Here is a 14,242-nt window from a genome sequence, read left to right as displayed (position 1 = left end):
AAGGGAGGAACCGGGAATGGCTGGCAAGAAGATATTGATGCTCGTTGGCGAGTTCAGCGAGGAGTACGAGATTTTCGTCTTTGAACAGGCCATGCATGCCGTTGGCCATACGGTGCATGTCGTGTGCCCCGACAAGAAGGCCGGCGACATCCTGAAGACGTCGCTGCACGACTTTGAAGGCCACCAGACCTACACAGAAAAGCTCGGCCACGACTACATCCTCAACAAGACCTTCGCCGAGGTGAAGCCGGACGACTATGATGCCGTCTATGCGGCGGGCGGGCGCGGGCCGGAATACATCCGCATCGACAAGCGGGTGCAGGGGCTGGTGCGGCATTTCCATGAGGCCGGCAAGCCGATCTTCACCATCTGCCACGGCGTGCAGATCCTGATCGCCGTCGACGGCGTGGTGCGGGGCCGGGAAGTTGCAGCGCTTCACTATTGCGAGCCGGAGGTGACGCTGGCCGGCGGCATCTACATCGACGTCGCGCCGACCGGCGCCCATGTCGACGGCAATCTTGTTTCAGCCAAGGGCTGGCCGGGCCTGTCCAATTTTATCCGCGAATGCCTGAAGGTGCTGGGCACCGAGATCCGCCATGGCGAGATCCTGATGCGCGAAGAGCGTCAGGCGGCCTGACCCGCCGGGCAATTCCAGGAAAAGGGTGAAAGGTTTTCCGTCCGGAATTACGCAAGACAAATCCAGGATTTGCCAAATGCCGCCGCGCCGTATGGTGCGGCGGTCTCTTTATGCCGCCAGCGCCTCGCGGAACGACACCAGCTTGCGGCGGTTCTCGTCCCACAACGCCAGTTTGACGCAGCGCAGGCTGTCGAGCAGCGTGACGCGACCGATGCCGCGCAGTTCCGGATAATCCCGCAGCACTTCCTGCAACCGGTAGCCCGGCACCTTGGCGGAGAGGTGGTGGACGTGGTGGACGCCGATATTTCCGGTGAACCAGTTCAGCACCGGCGGCAGGTCGTAGTAGGACGATCCGTGCAAGGCGGCGTGCTGGAACTCCCAGTCCGCATCCTTTGCCCATTCCGTCTCCTCGAACTGGTGCTGGACGTAGAACAGCCAGATGCCCGCCGAACCGGCAAGGATGACGATCGGGAGATGGACAACCAAGAACGCGCCGGGGCCGACGAACCAGATGAGGATAGCCGCCGCAACCGCGATGCCAAGATTGGTGGTCATTGACGACACCCAAGGCGTCAGGCCGCCACGCATCATGCCGACAGGCAGCCTTTGCTCGAAGATGAACAGCCAGATCGGTCCCAGCCCGAACATCACCAGCGGGTGACGATAGAGACGGTAGGCGAGACGGCCTCGCCATGACAATTGCCGGTATTCGGCAACGGTCAAGGTCCTGATGTCGCCCATGCCGCGCTCGTCAAGATTGCCAGCGCTGGCATGATGGGTCGCGTGGGCGCGCCGCCAGCAGTCGTAGGGCGTCAGCGTCAGGATGCCGAGCGCGCGGCCGATCCAGTCGTCGGCATAACGATTGGCGAAGAAGGAACCATGGCCGCAGTCGTGCTGGATCATGAAGATGCGCACCAGGAACCCGGCCGCCGGAAGAACGAGGACCAAACCCCACCAATGACCGTAGGAGTAGGCGGCCGAAGAGAGCGCCCAGAGCGTGACGAAGGGAATAAGGGTGATGGCGAGTTCGAGCGTGCTGCGGCGCCGGTCAGGCTTCTTGTAGCGCGCCAGAATCTTCAGCCAGGCGCGCTTGCTGTTGGCGGCCGTCTCAGGGGAAATCATGTTCATCAGGAAGCATAGGCGGGGTGTCCCGCCGCCGCAAGACGGGGATCACGCAAAATTACTGTGCGTAATTGTCGCGTGGCTCGGCGGTCGACCCGGTCAGTCCCAACTTGACCACTCGATGATTCACCCTGGAGCGCCGGGTTTTTCTGMTTTGGGGCGATCACTACTCCCGATCGAGGATGGGGCAGCCGCGCTCGGTTCCAAAAGTCACGCGCACGCGATCGCCATACTGTCTGCCCCGGACGGTGATCTCGCGGCGGCCGATGGACTCTATCCTTGCCCGGCGGATGCCCATCCGTTCCGCCTTGTCGAGAGCCCGGTCTTCCGTGCAGCCTCGTGAGTGACGACGGTCGCGCCAGTCGTCGCTGCGGACATCGCAATCGTCGTCGTTGGGATCGCAATCTGGCAGGAGCTTCAGCCGCGGGCCATGTTTGCCCAATTCCAACTGCAGGCTCTCTGCCTGTGAAGGAAAGGCCACCAATGCAACGGCGCCAAGGCCGACAAGCGCCGACAGCAATGAGGTGATCGAAACCGTGCGCACTACGTCCTCCATCTGAATCATAACGCATCCATCACTAGATGGTTCGACTCTCTCAGGCTATTGCCGATGGAGGGTTGTTGCCGGATCGATCGTTGCGTTTACTGCCGGCGCCAGCCGGCGTCGCTGTCCTCCACCCCGTCGAGGCGGTCGAGCAGCTCCCTGAGGCGGTCGGGAATGTCGGTCTCGGTGCGGAAGGCCGGCAAGGTACGCAGAAAGCGCGTCACCGCCTCGGCACCGAACTGGCGCCTGACCTCGGTGGCCAACCGTTCTCCCTTTTCGCCTTTGTTGCGGGTCATAATCTCAAAATCCTGTGTCAGCTTCGAAACTCCTCCAGCAGGGGAATGGTTCCCGCACCACGCCTTTGTGGCAAGCAAAGCGGTCATTTAAGGTAAAGCTTGAATTAAAATCGAAAGACGGTGCCGTTCGTTGTCCTGCCCTGGTCAAGGGCCTCTACCATCGCTTACCCCTTGATTTTTGGCCGCCAAACCTCGATATCGGGCTCAAAATCCATATCATTCGAGATTGACGGGAAACGGCGATGAGCGACCAGGCAAAAGACGAACGCGCGCCCGATGAAGTCGAGGCGACCGAGGCCAATGCCGAGCGCGCGGAAGGCAGCATCGATGGTGACTATGAAGCCCTTGTGCGGCTGCTGAAGGAAAATGAGGATCTGAAGGACCGCGCGCTGCGCGTCGCGGCCGAGATGGAAAACCTGCGCCGCCGCACCGCGCGCGACGTGCACGACGCGCGCACTTACGCGGTGGCGAATTTCGCGCGCGACATGCTGTCGGTGTCGGACAATCTGCGCCGCGCGCTCGACGCCATCCCGGCTGAAGCAAAGGCATCCGGGGACGCCGGCTTCAAAGCGCTGATCGAAGGCGTCGACCTCACCGAGCGCGCCATGCTGTCGGCGCTGGAACGGCATGGGGTCAAGAAACTCGCGCCTGAAGGCGAGAAGTTCGATCCCAATTTCCACCAGGCGATGTTTGAAGTGCCCAATCCTGATGTCCCGGCCAACACCGTGGTCCAGGTCGTCCAGCCGGGCTATTCGATCGGTGAGCGGGTGCTGCGCCCGGCCATGGTCGGCGTCGCCAAGGGCGGCCCGAAGTTTGCCGCCGAAGCCCCAGTCGAGCCTGGGCCTGTCAATGAGCAGGCTGAGAAGGATGCCTGACGAGAGTGAGTAGCGAATAGGGGTAGCGAATCGGAAATAGTTGATAGCGGCCAAGTGGCTTCGTGCTATTCCCTATTCGCTACTCCCTTCTTGCTATTCGCTCACTCATGAACCCCATCGCGCTTCTCGACTATGCCGGCGTCGCCGTCTTTGCCGCGACCGGGGCGCTTGCTGCTTCACGCAAGCAGCTCGACATTATCGGCTTCCTGTTCCTGGCCAGCGTCACCGGCATCGGCGGCGGCACGTTTCGCGACCTGATCCTCAACGTGCCGGTGTTCTGGGTGGGAAACCGGGACTACCTGCTGATCTGCGCGGTGGTGGCGGTGGTGGTGTTCTTCACCGCGCACCGTGTCGAATCCCGTTACAAGCTGCTGCTCTGGCTCGACGCAATCGGCCTTGCCGCGTTTTCCGTGATGGGCGCGGCCAAGGGGCTCGCCATCACCGGCTCGCCAGCGGTGTCGGTGATCACCGGCATGCTGACCGCTACATTCGGCGGTATCCTGCGTGATCTTCTGGCCGGGGAGCCTTCGGTGCTGCTGAAGCCCGAAATCTATGTCACGGCCGCGCTCGTCGGCGCTGCCATCTTTACAGCAGGCGATGTGGCTTGCTTACCGCAGATTGTCTCAGGATGGGCCGGCTTCGCCGCGGCGTTCGCCGTGCGCGGCGGCGCGCTTCGCTTCGGCTGGGCGTTTCCGCCCTACAAGAGCCGGCCCGGCCGGCGACCGGAAGATATTCCGTGAAAAGAGGGAATAGCGAATAGGAAGTAGCGAATAGCGGTTGTTGCCGCGCAACTCCGGCTACGACGTCCTATTCGCTATTCGCTATTCGCTATTCGGCTGTTCACGCTGCGAAGCGCTGCGCTTCCCCGCCGTAGTAGTTGACGTAGCGGGCGCCGATTTCCTTGACCGGCATCACGACGAACACGTCGACCGTCGAGAATTCGCGGTCGATGACGCAGCCATCGCCGATGCGGGCGCCGACGCGCAGATAGCCCTTGACCAGCGGCGGCATCGCCGCGATCGCCGCCTTGGCATTGACCGCCTCGATCGGCATCAGATCCATCGAACAGTAGCGCCCGGACACCGCGCACACGTCCCAGGCCGAATTCGTCCGGCAGTGGTGGGCGAGATAGGTAAGCGCCTCGGCATGCGCCGCCGGCACAGTGCCGTGGAAGGACGCGCAACCGGTCATCACACCGATTTCGTAGTGGTTGATATAGGCCCAGATACCTTGCCACAGCGCCTCGATGGTGCGCTTCGAACGATATTCAGGCAAAACGCAGGAGCGGCCGAGCTCGAGAAAACGCTGACCGGGGTGACGGGCGATAAGCTTGGTCAGCTCGAATTCACCTTCGGAATAAAAGCCTCCAGCGGCGGCCGCGATTTCTTGCCGCAGCAGGCGATAGGTGCCGACGATACGTCGATGTTCGGGGCCGGAAAGCGAAGTATCGAAGACGAGCAGATGGTCGCAGAGCGGATCGAACCGGTCGGCGTCACGGCGATCCGGCGCCTGGAACAAATCCTTCCTGGCGCCGAGTTCATCGTAGAACACCCGGTAGCGGACTTCCTGCGCGGCCGCGATCTCGGCCTCGTTGCGGGCGAGCCGCACTTCGAGATTACCGATACGGCCGAGTGCTGCGCCCTTTATGACGGAATCGACGTTACGTCCGGCAAGCAAGGCGCTGCTGGCGTTCGGCCGAGTGTCACATTCCGGCATAACTGTATGCACGAGGATTCTCCTTCGAGCCATCCCTCTTGGCACGGGGATACGGTGTAGGTGCAACAGGATTGTGACAGTACCGTGATACGACGTCGTGGGCAATACTTCGTCGGCTGGCGAATACGGTCAACCGGCTACGTTACGCCTGCGGGCGGGGTGGATGGGCTGTCGAAGTTCCTGACCTTCGGCTCGCGATCATGCCCTAGGCCGCGACCTGTCCCTCGACGGCATTGACCAGCGCGTCAGGGTCGAGTGGCTTGGTAACGAAGCCGCTGGCGCCATGGGCAAGCACCGCATGGCGGGTCTTTTCCTGGCTATCAGCCGACAGCACCATGATCGGCACCGGCGGCACGGCGGTTTCCTCCTCGTAGCGGCGGATGGCGGCAATCGCGTCCAGCCCGTCCATGACCGGCATGTGAAGGTCCATCAGAACCACGTCGAAGCGATGGTTGTGCCCGGCGCCGGTGACAGCCTCGACGGCCGCCTTGCCGTTGCCAACCACCTTGACGCGATGCCCGGCCTTCAGCAGCGTGGCGCGGGCAAGCATGGCGTTGATGTCATTGTCCTCGGCGATCAGCACCGACAGGCCCCGTTGGCGATTGCCTGCGGCACGCAGCGCGGGCGCGTGACGGTTTTCCGGCTGCGGCGGGGCGAGGGCGGGAGCATTGCTGCTCAACAGCACACGCAGAAGCGTTCCGCCACGCACCGGCCTGGCAAGGAAGGTCGCGTAGCCGCTGGCGCGAAATTCGCCAAGCATGCCGCGGTCGGTCGGTGCGATCAGCGTAATGGCCTCGCTGTCGGCGAAACCGCTCTGGCGCAGGCGCTTGAGCAGCCTTCCATCGCTCGCTTCCATCGCCGCGTCGACCAGGAGCACATCGCAGCCGTCGGCGAAGGGCGCGGCCTGCGCGACGGTGATGGCGACATCGACCGCGCCGCCATTGGCGCGGATGGTGCGGGCGATGGCATCGGCCTCGACGGCATTTTTCGACAGGATCACCGCGCGCTTGCCCGAGAGCGCGTTCTGCCGGCCCTGCGGCGCTTCGGTGGCCGATATTGCCGGGATTTCAAAGACGAACTCGGATCCCTGACCGAGCCGGCTCGATACTGAAATCGTGCCGCCCATGGCGGCGACCAGGCGTTTGGATATGGCGAGGCCGAGGCCGGCCCCGCCATGCGTGCGCGTCGACGTGCCGTCGGCCTGCTCGAACTCCTCGAAAATGCGCTCCAGGTCGTCTTCGTGCAGACCTGGACCGGTGTCGGCGATCGTGAAGCAGATGCGGTCGGTGGTTTCGGTGCGCGCGCGTGCGATGCTCACCAATACACCACCGCTGTCGGTGAACTTGATGGCATTGCCGATGAGGTTGAGCAGCACCTGCCTGACCTTGCCCGGATCGGCGGTGATCAATTGCGGCACGTCGGGTTCGACATGGCAGCCCAGCCCGATATCCTTGGTGAAGGCGCGGGCAGCCAGCAATTCGACGATGTTGTCGGCGATCTCGCGCACCGACATCGGCTGCGGCTCCGGGTCGAAGCGCCCCGCCTCGATCTTGGAGTAGTCGAGCAGATCCTCGATCAGGGCGAGCAATGCGCTGGCCGAGGTCGAGACGGCGCCGACATAGGTCTGCTGTTCCGGCGACAGCCTGGTGTCGGCCAGCAACCTGGCCATTCCCATGATGCCGTTCATCGGCGTGCGAATTTCATGGCTGACCGTGGCGAGGAAGCGCGACTTGGCCTGGCTGGCGTATTCGGCCCGCTCGCGAGCGGTGATCAGCGAGGATTCGGCGCGTTTGCGGGCGGTGATGTCGCGCGCGATGGCGCGATGCGAAACGGCGCCGCTGTCCTTGTCGCGCACCGACAGTTCGATCCACGAAAACCAGCGCGGACCGCTCGGCGTGCGGATGGAGACATCGGTGGAACTCAGGCATTCATGATCGGAAAAGGCGGCATCGGGAACGATGCCGACATCGATGCCGAGTTCCGCCAGGGTCTTGCCGGCGAGGTCGCGTTGATCGCTTTCGACGAGGTCCGCAAAGATCTTGTTGGCATAAACGATGTAGCCATCGCGGTCGCGATGAATGACGAGGTCGCCAAGTGCGTCGATCAGGCCGCGAAAGCGCTCCTCGCTCTCCTGCATTTCCCACATGCGGTCGGCCAGCGTCTCGATCTCGGCGCGGCTGCGGGCAGTGGTCTCGTCGAGCAGGACCGCCGTGCGGTGTTCGCTCCGCCTGACGCGCAGATGCAGGGCAACGCCGGCTAGGCCGACTGCCAGCAATGCGACGCTGATAAAGATCGGTGCTCCGGTCAGATGCGCAAGGCCTGCCAGCACGACGATGGCGGCGAAGGCCAGCAACGGAAGGCCTTCGCGCCCGGCGGGTTCGGGCTCGGGCACCAGCGGCGGCGCGGCGACAAAGCGCCGCGTTGGCGTCGGCGCCGCATCGACGTCTTCGCCCGTGTCCACCTGTTGGCTGCCGGATTCCGCGATCATGCGAAACCCTTGCCAGATAGAGATTATGGAAAATTGCGGCGGATCGTTCGAATTTTAGCGGATGAGTGCTTTTCGCCCCGGCGGTGGTGGATTTGCCGGCACACGTGGCAATCCGTCCGCCCTCTCAGGGCAGTCGAGCGGCTCACATATCCACGACGACGCGCCCGCGGATCTTGCCGTCGACGATGTCATGGGCGGCATCGATGATGCCGTCGAAGCCGATGGTCGTCGCCAGGCTGGCAAGCTTCTGCAGATCGAGATCGGTGCCGATGCGCCGCCATGCTTCGAGGCGGACTGCCTTAGGCGCCATCACCGAATCGATGCCCAGCAGCGAGACGCCGCGCAGGATGAAGGGGGCGACGCTCGCAGGCAGGTCCATGCCTCCGGCCAGGCCGCAGGCGGCGACCGCGCCGCCATAGGAGGTCATCGACAGGACGTTGGCCAGCGTGTGGCTGCCGACCGCGTCGACGCCGCCGGCCCAACGCTCCTTGGCCAGCGGCTTGGCCGGCTGGGCAAGCTCGTCGCGCGATATCACTTCGGCGGCGCCAAGGTTGATCAGATAGGGGCTTTCGGCGTTGCGGCCGGTGGAAGCAACGACATGGTAGCCGAGGCTGGACAGGATCGAGACCGCGACCGAGCCGACGCCGCCTGCCGCCCCCGTCACCACCACCGGGCCGCGATCGGGCAGGATGCCGTGTCGTTCCAGCGCCATGACGCAGAGCATGGCGGTATAGCCGGCGGTGCCGACTGCCATTGCGTCATGCGGGCTCATCCCTTGCGGCAGCGGCACCAGCCAGTCGCCCTTGACGCGGGCGCGGCCAGCGTAGGCGCCGAAGTGGGTTTCGCCGACGCCCCAGCCGTTCAGGATGACCTTGTCGCCGGTGCGCCAGTCAGGATGGGAAGACGAGATGACGGTGCCGGCGAAATCGATGCCCGGCACCAGCGGCCAGCGGCGGATCACCGGCGCCCTGCCGGTGATTGCAAGGCCGTCCTTGTAGTTCACCGTCGTCGCCTCGACCGCGATGGTGACATCGCCTTCCATTAGGTCGGCCTCGGTGAGATCGGTCACGGCTACCGACTGCTTTTTCTCGGCGTCACGCGAAACGAGGATGGCTTTGAAGGTTTCGGGCATCTCTTTCTCCGCGATCTTGTTTGGCGACATGGACTGTGCGGCGATGGCCGCACGGGGTCAATCTTTGGAAGACTTGGCATTCGAAGGTCTGGGCTCGCGCCGCCAGCCGAACAGTTCGTCGAAGACGACCAGGGCCGCGCCCACTGAGATGAAGGCATCGGCCAGGTTGAAGACGGCGAAGGACCAGACCGGCGTATGGAACAGGATATAATCGATGACATGGCCGTATATGGCGCGGTCGATCAGATTGCCGAGGGCGCCGCCGACGATCAGAGCAAAGCCGGTGCGGGCAAGGATCTGGGACGGCGCGATCCGCGTCGCCAGGAACAGCACGAAGGCAACCACCGCCAGCGAGATGACAATCAGCCCGGTGTCGCCGAAGGTCGAGAACATAGAGAAGGCGATGCCGGTGTTGTAGGTGCGAAAGAGCGCCAGGAACGGCACGAGATCGAGCTTTTCCTGAAAGGGCAGGCCGGTCTCGACGAGATGTTTTATCCACTGGTCGAGCGCTATGGCCGCGACGACGAGCATCGCGTAGGGGGACCATGATCTCACGGGCGGGCAACCTTCATTGCGGGTCCACGATTGGTTCGAGCTTCAGCGCGCCGCGCCGGATCTCGAACAGCATTATGCCGGTGGCAACGGCAAGATTGAGCGAATCGGCGCGGCCAGCCTGCGGAATTCTAAGCAGCCTGTCGCAACTCGCCGCCAGGCTTTCGGGCAGCCCCTGCTGCTCGTTGCCCATCATCAGCAGCACCGGACCGCGGGAAAAGTCGACCGAGCGGTAGTCGACGGCGCCTTTCAGGTGGGTGCCGGCGACAAGGCCTGAAAATCCGCCTCGCCAGGCAAGGAAGGCCTCGGTCGTCGCCTTGGCCACCGGCACGGCAAAGATCGAACCCATGGTGGCGCGCACCGTTTCCACCGAAAAGGGATCGGTGGTGTCGCCGACCAGGATGACACCCTTGGCGCCGACAGCATCGACGGTGCGGATGACGGTGCCGAGATTGCCGGGATCGCGCACCCGGTCGAGCGCCACCCAGACATCGCCATTGTCGGCGCGGATATCCTTCAAGGCTAGGAATTTTTGCGAGAAGACCCCGACCACCATTTGCGGATTGTCGCGGCGGGTGATGGCGACGAGCACCTTTTCCGACACTTCGAGCACCGTGCCACCGGCGGCAACGGTGCGTGCAGCGACCTTCTCCACCGCGGCGTTGCCGCGCCCGGCCTTGGCGAAAACCAGTGTCCTGATCTGCCAGCCGAGATCGAGCGCATCGATGACCAGCTTCAGCCCCTCGGCCATGAAGGCATTCTGCTGGTCGCGGAATTTCTTCTGGGCGAGCGCCTTGATGTCCTTGACCAGCGGATTGGCGAGGCTGGTGACTTCCTTCACCAGCCCGGGTGCGCCCGCATGCCGCTCGTTCATTTCAGGCCACCCAACGCGAAAACAATGAGGTCGAAAGCGCCCGGCCGGCGGACTTTTCACGGATGATGAGCTCTCCCGATTCGACCGTGCCGCCCATGCCGGCAAAGGTGTCGCGCATCAAGGCATGGATGGCGAAGAAGGATGCGCGGATCGAATAGGCGGTGAGCACCATGGCGAGTGGTTTCGGTGTCAGGATCGCGCGGCAAAGGTCGGTCAAGTCAGGCAGGTCCTCGAACAACTGCCAGACTTCGCCCTTCGGGCCGCGACCATAGGCCGGCGGGTCGAACAGGATGATGTCATAGCGGCTGCCGCGGCGCTCCTCGCGCTCGGCGAATTTCACCGCATCGTCGACGATCCAGCGGATCGGCTTGCTGCCGAGCCCGGCCATTTCCTGGTTTTCGCGGGCCCAGCCGATCGCCTTCTTCGAGGCATCGACATGGGTGACCTCGGCGCCGGCGCGGGCCGCCACCAGCGAGGCAAGACCGGTATAACCGAACAGGTTCAGCACCTTGACCGGCCGCTTGGCCGCAGTGATCAGCCCGGCCATATGGTCCCAGTGCGAGGCCTGCTCCGGAAAGACGCCGACATGGCGAAACGAGGTGAAACGGCCGAGATAGTCGATGCCGTCATGCTTCATCGGCCAGGTTTCGCCGAGCGGCGTCTTCGGGAACCGCCAGCGGCCGATGCCTTCCTCGTCGGTATCGCCGGTAAAAATGGCGTCGGCTCGCTCCCAGTCCTTTGCCGGCAAGGCCTTTTGCCAGATTGCCTGGCCCTCGGGCCGCACGATGCGGTAGGGGCCGTATTGTTCGAGCTTCTGCCCGGCGCCGCTGTCGAGCAGCGCATAATCGGCATTCGGCGCCACTTCGAGGATCACGGGGAGGTGCTCGGTGGGCAGGGCGCCATCGCGCCGGGCAAGGATGCGCGGCACCGATTTCGGCTCGGAGCGGTCGTCGGCTTTCGCCTCAAGCCGCTCGCGCGGCTGCGGTTCCGGTCTGGCGGGGGCGCGGCCGGCCTGCGGACGTGGCTGGTCCCCCGCACCCTTCGCGGATTGATGCGGACGGTTGTCGCGGCGTTTGTCGCGAAAAGACTTCAAGCGTGAGCAACTCCGAGCGGCGTGGCCGCTTTTGGCATGCGGACAGCGGCGGTGCAACAAGCGATGGCCTGCAGGTCGATTGGCGCAGGCCTGAAGCCTTCGCGTTCGAAACAGTGCGGCGGGTGTTGCAGCATTGCGCTTGTTTTTCCACGCGCTTCGTTTATGAGGCCCGGATTGTTTTCTGGAATGGGAGCGATAGATGACGAACATCTTCACCGCGCACCCCTCGAGGGTTCCGGCGTAAGCCAGCATCTTGCTGACTGCCGCCGGTCGAACGGATGCCTGATGGCGTCCGATTTCTGACCTGTATCCAGAAGTGTTCCATCATGGGCAATTTGATTGGGAGCTCAGGCTCCTCTTCGCCGCGCGTCGTCGCGACGGCGCATATCCAGCATTGTTTTTCACCGCGTACCTGGATCGAAGGAGCAGCACTTCAGCAGCTGAAAACCGTCGCGGCTCTGCCCGGCGTTACCTCGGTTGCCGCGTTCCCCGACCTACATCCCGGCAAATATGGGCCGACCGGGATTGCCGTGTTGTCGGAACGGCTGCATCCGCAGCTGATCGGCAATGACATTGGCTGCGGCATGTCGCTGTTCGAGCTCGATCTGCCGCTGCGCAAACTCAGGATCGACAAGGCCGTCGAATGCCTGCGCCAGATCGAAGCGGAGGATATCGACCCGCATGCGGCGCTCGCTGGCGCGGACCTGCCGCTGGATCTCTACCCTGATGCGTTGGGCACGATCGGCGGCGGCAATCATTTCTGCGAGCTGCAGGCGGTTGATCGGGCGATCGATGCGGCTGGTGAAAGCCTGTTCGACCGCCAGAAGCTGTATCTCCTGGTGCATTCCGGCTCGCGTGGGCTTGGTTCCTTTGTGTTCGGGCAGATGTTCGACCTTCAATCCGCGTTCATCGCTGGGCTTGATCCGCAGTCCGCCGAGGGAAGGAACTGGCGCCGCCAGCATGATCTCTGCGTCACCTGGGCATCGCTCAACCGCAGGCTGATCGCCGAGCGTGCGGCAAGCGCCTTGCGCAGCGAGGTCCGGGTGGTGGCTGATGTGCCGCATAATCTAGTCCGCGACCGGGCCAATGGTTTCGTCCATCACAAGGGGTCGGCCGCCGTGCGGATGGGAGATGTCGCGCCGATCGCGGGTTCGCGCGCCAGCCTGAGCTATGTCGTGCGGGCGCTCGACGGAACAGGTCCATCGCTGGGCGGCATTTCGCATGGCGCCGGGCGCAAATACGACCGCGCCACCATGCATGGCCGTTCGGGGCGCAACAGGTCGGAGCGCGACGCCTTGCTGAGGAACGTGTGGGGAGGGCAGCTGATCTGCGATGACCGTAACTTGGTCATCGAGGAAGCGGCTTCGGCCTACAAGGATGCCGGGCAAGTGGTGCAAGATCTCGCCGATGCCGGCTTGGTCGTGACGCTGGCGGCGATGAAACCGCTGGTGACTTACAAGAAGGCGATAGACGGCCCGCTCGACCGGACGCGCAAGAAGCCATCGCGTGAACGCGCATCGAGGAGGGCAGATCATGGCCGCAGTTGACATGCTTCTCACATCGGGCAGCGGACCGGTGGAATGCCGCATCGCCCTGATGGCTCTGGTCGACATAATCAAGAGCGAAGCTGGCAGGCTTGGCTATGCGATCGAAGTTACGCTTGGTCACGAACCGGACCGGCATGGCGCCAAATCCGCCATACTCAGCCTTGAGGGGCGCAACGCCGAGGCACTTGCCGAGGAATATTGCGGCACCGTCAAGTTCGTCTTCAAGAGCCCGGTGCGGCGGGGCCACAAACGGCAGAACTGGTTCGTCGGCGTGCAGACCGTGGATTTGACGGTGGCCGCTGCCGTGTCGGTCGCACTGTCCGATGTCCGGTTCGAAACCTTGCGGGCTGGTGGTCCCGGCGGACAGCATCAGAACACCACCGACAGCGCGGTGCGGGCCGTTCACCTGCCGACAGGCATTGTCGTCACGGCACGCAACGAGCGATCGCAACACCGCAACAAGGCGATCGCACTGAGGCGGCTGGAGGCGATGTTGCGCGTCCTTGCCGACCGTGAAGTCGACATGTCGAAGACGCAGATGTTCGTCGCCAACAAGGCCTTGGAACGCGGCAACGAAGTCAAGGTATTCCATCTCTGATGTCGCGGCTTGGACCACCCGTACACTTCCGAACGAGATGCATTATCGTGGAGACTACAAAGCCCGGAGAATCATGTCCCGCTCTGAACGCCTGCTCGACCTGATCCAGACGCTGCGCCGGCACCGCCGGCCGGTGAGCGGGCAGGCGCTGGCCGATGAACTCGGGATTTCGATCCGCACGCTCTACCGCGACATCGCCACGCTGCAGGGCCAGGGCGCACCGATCGAGGGTGAGACGGGACTGGGTTATGTGCTCAAGCCCGGCTTCATGCTGCCGCCGCTGATGTTCAGCGACGAGGAGATCGAAGCCATCGTGCTCGGCTCGCGCTGGGTCGCCAAGCAGCCGGACCAGCGTCTGTCGGCCGCTGCCGCCAACGCGCTGGCCAAGATCGCCGCCGTGCTGCCGGATGATCTGCGCGAGGATCTCGATGCGAGCACGCTGCTGGTCGGGCCTCCCGCAGCAGTCATCGAGGGCATCGACCTCGGCCTGGTGCGGCAGGCGATCCGCAACGAGCGCAAGCTCGGCTTCTTGTACCGCGACGCCGGCGACGCGGCCTCCGAACGGGTGGTCTGGCCGTTTGCGCTGGGGTTCTTCGACAAGGTGCGGGTCGTGGTGGCGTGGTGCGAGATGCGCCAGGATTTCCGGCATTTTCGCGCCGATCGGATATCCGGCCTCAACGCCACCGATACGCGCTATCCGCGCCGTCGCCAGGCGCTCCTCAAGGAATGGCGGGCAACGCTCGACAAGCCTCGCAGTTCGTGACGACT

The 14,242-nt window shown here is 63.7% G+C and carries 15 protein-coding genes; 6 read left to right on the top strand and 9 right to left on the bottom strand.

The window, feature by feature from the left end; translation table 11 throughout:
• Positions 1-16: 16 nt before the first annotated feature.
• Positions 17-637, top strand: coding sequence for a DJ-1/PfpI family protein (locus tag AC1D2G_RS13430; RefSeq protein ID WP_457151042.1), 621 nt, complete (start codon positions 17-19; stop codon positions 635-637).
• Between the two features lie 108 nt (positions 638-745).
• Here the strand turns inward: AC1D2G_RS13430 and AC1D2G_RS13425 are convergent, their stop codons facing one another.
• The 3 genes from AC1D2G_RS13425 to AC1D2G_RS13415 all read right to left on the bottom strand — a co-directional run bounded on the left by AC1D2G_RS13425 (position 746) and on the right by AC1D2G_RS13415 (position 2,602).
• Positions 746-1,765, bottom strand: a complete 1,020-nt coding sequence (locus AC1D2G_RS13425; protein ID WP_477414475.1) for a fatty acid desaturase — start codon at positions 1,763-1,765, stop codon at positions 746-748.
• A gap of 160 nt (positions 1,766-1,925) precedes the next feature.
• A complete protein-coding gene (locus AC1D2G_RS13420) occupies positions 1,926-2,324 on the bottom strand; it encodes a hypothetical protein (protein WP_477414474.1) in 399 nt (132 codons plus the stop codon).
• 77 nt (positions 2,325-2,401) lie between these two features.
• Positions 2,402-2,602, bottom strand: a complete 201-nt coding sequence (locus AC1D2G_RS13415) for a hypothetical protein (RefSeq protein WP_457151052.1) — start codon at positions 2,600-2,602, stop codon at positions 2,402-2,404.
• A 239-nt stretch (positions 2,603-2,841) separates the two neighbouring features.
• Between AC1D2G_RS13415 and grpE the strand changes: the two genes are divergently transcribed.
• Together grpE and AC1D2G_RS13405 are read left to right on the top strand one after the other, a co-directional pair.
• Entirely contained in the window at positions 2,842-3,474 is a 633-nt protein-coding gene (grpE, locus tag AC1D2G_RS13410) for a nucleotide exchange factor GrpE (protein ID WP_477414472.1), read from the top strand.
• 107 nt (positions 3,475-3,581) lie between these two features.
• Entirely contained in the window at positions 3,582-4,214 is a 633-nt protein-coding gene (locus AC1D2G_RS13405) for a trimeric intracellular cation channel family protein (protein ID WP_477414470.1), read from the top strand.
• 100 nt (positions 4,215-4,314) lie between these two features.
• Here AC1D2G_RS13405 and olsB read toward each other — a convergent pair whose 3' ends face one another.
• From olsB to AC1D2G_RS13375, 6 genes are all read right to left on the bottom strand, one after another.
• Positions 4,315-5,190, bottom strand: a complete 876-nt coding sequence (gene olsB, locus AC1D2G_RS13400) for a l-ornithine N(alpha)-acyltransferase (protein ID WP_477414585.1) — start codon at positions 5,188-5,190, stop codon at positions 4,315-4,317.
• A 205-nt stretch (positions 5,191-5,395) separates the two neighbouring features.
• Positions 5,396-7,678: an ATP-binding protein gene (locus tag AC1D2G_RS13395; RefSeq protein ID WP_477414468.1), complete on the bottom strand. Its 2,283-nt coding sequence runs from the start codon at positions 7,676-7,678 to the stop codon at positions 5,396-5,398.
• 142 nt (positions 7,679-7,820) lie between these two features.
• Positions 7,821-8,810 (bottom strand): acrylyl-CoA reductase (NADPH), encoded by a 990-nt coding sequence (gene acuI, locus AC1D2G_RS13390; protein WP_477414466.1) that lies wholly within the window; start codon positions 8,808-8,810, stop codon positions 7,821-7,823.
• Positions 8,811-8,867: 57 nt separating this feature from the next.
• Entirely contained in the window at positions 8,868-9,365 is a 498-nt protein-coding gene (gene lspA, locus AC1D2G_RS13385; protein ID WP_477414464.1) for a signal peptidase II, read from the bottom strand.
• Positions 9,366-9,378: 13 nt separating this feature from the next.
• Complete coding sequence (locus AC1D2G_RS13380) at positions 9,379-10,236, bottom strand: TrmH family RNA methyltransferase (RefSeq protein WP_477414462.1); 858 nt, start codon at positions 10,234-10,236, stop codon at positions 9,379-9,381.
• Position 10,237: 1 nt separating this feature from the next.
• A complete protein-coding gene (locus AC1D2G_RS13375) occupies positions 10,238-11,329 on the bottom strand; it encodes an RsmD family RNA methyltransferase (protein ID WP_477397483.1) in 1,092 nt (363 codons plus the stop codon).
• Positions 11,330-11,655: 326 nt separating this feature from the next.
• Between AC1D2G_RS13375 and AC1D2G_RS13370 the strand changes: the two genes are divergently transcribed.
• From AC1D2G_RS13370 to AC1D2G_RS13360, 3 genes are all read left to right on the top strand, one after another.
• The gene (locus AC1D2G_RS13370) at positions 11,656-12,876 is read left to right on the top strand and encodes an RNA ligase RtcB family protein (protein WP_477414460.1); all 1,221 of its coding nucleotides are present in this window, start codon (positions 11,656-11,658) and stop codon (positions 12,874-12,876) included.
• The gene (prfH, locus tag AC1D2G_RS13365; protein ID WP_477414458.1) at positions 12,863-13,474 is read left to right on the top strand and encodes a peptide chain release factor H; all 612 of its coding nucleotides are present in this window, start codon (positions 12,863-12,865) and stop codon (positions 13,472-13,474) included. Before AC1D2G_RS13370 ends, prfH begins: the two co-directional genes overlap by 14 nt.
• Positions 13,475-13,547: 73 nt before the next feature.
• Positions 13,548-14,237, top strand: coding sequence for a helix-turn-helix transcriptional regulator (locus AC1D2G_RS13360; RefSeq protein ID WP_477414456.1), 690 nt, complete (start codon positions 13,548-13,550; stop codon positions 14,235-14,237).
• Positions 14,238-14,242: the final 5 nt, after the last annotated feature.

The sequence above is a fragment of the Mesorhizobium sp. P2_C7 genome (genome assembly GCF_056404515.1).
This window is presented reverse-complemented; position numbering and strand designations above follow the sequence as displayed.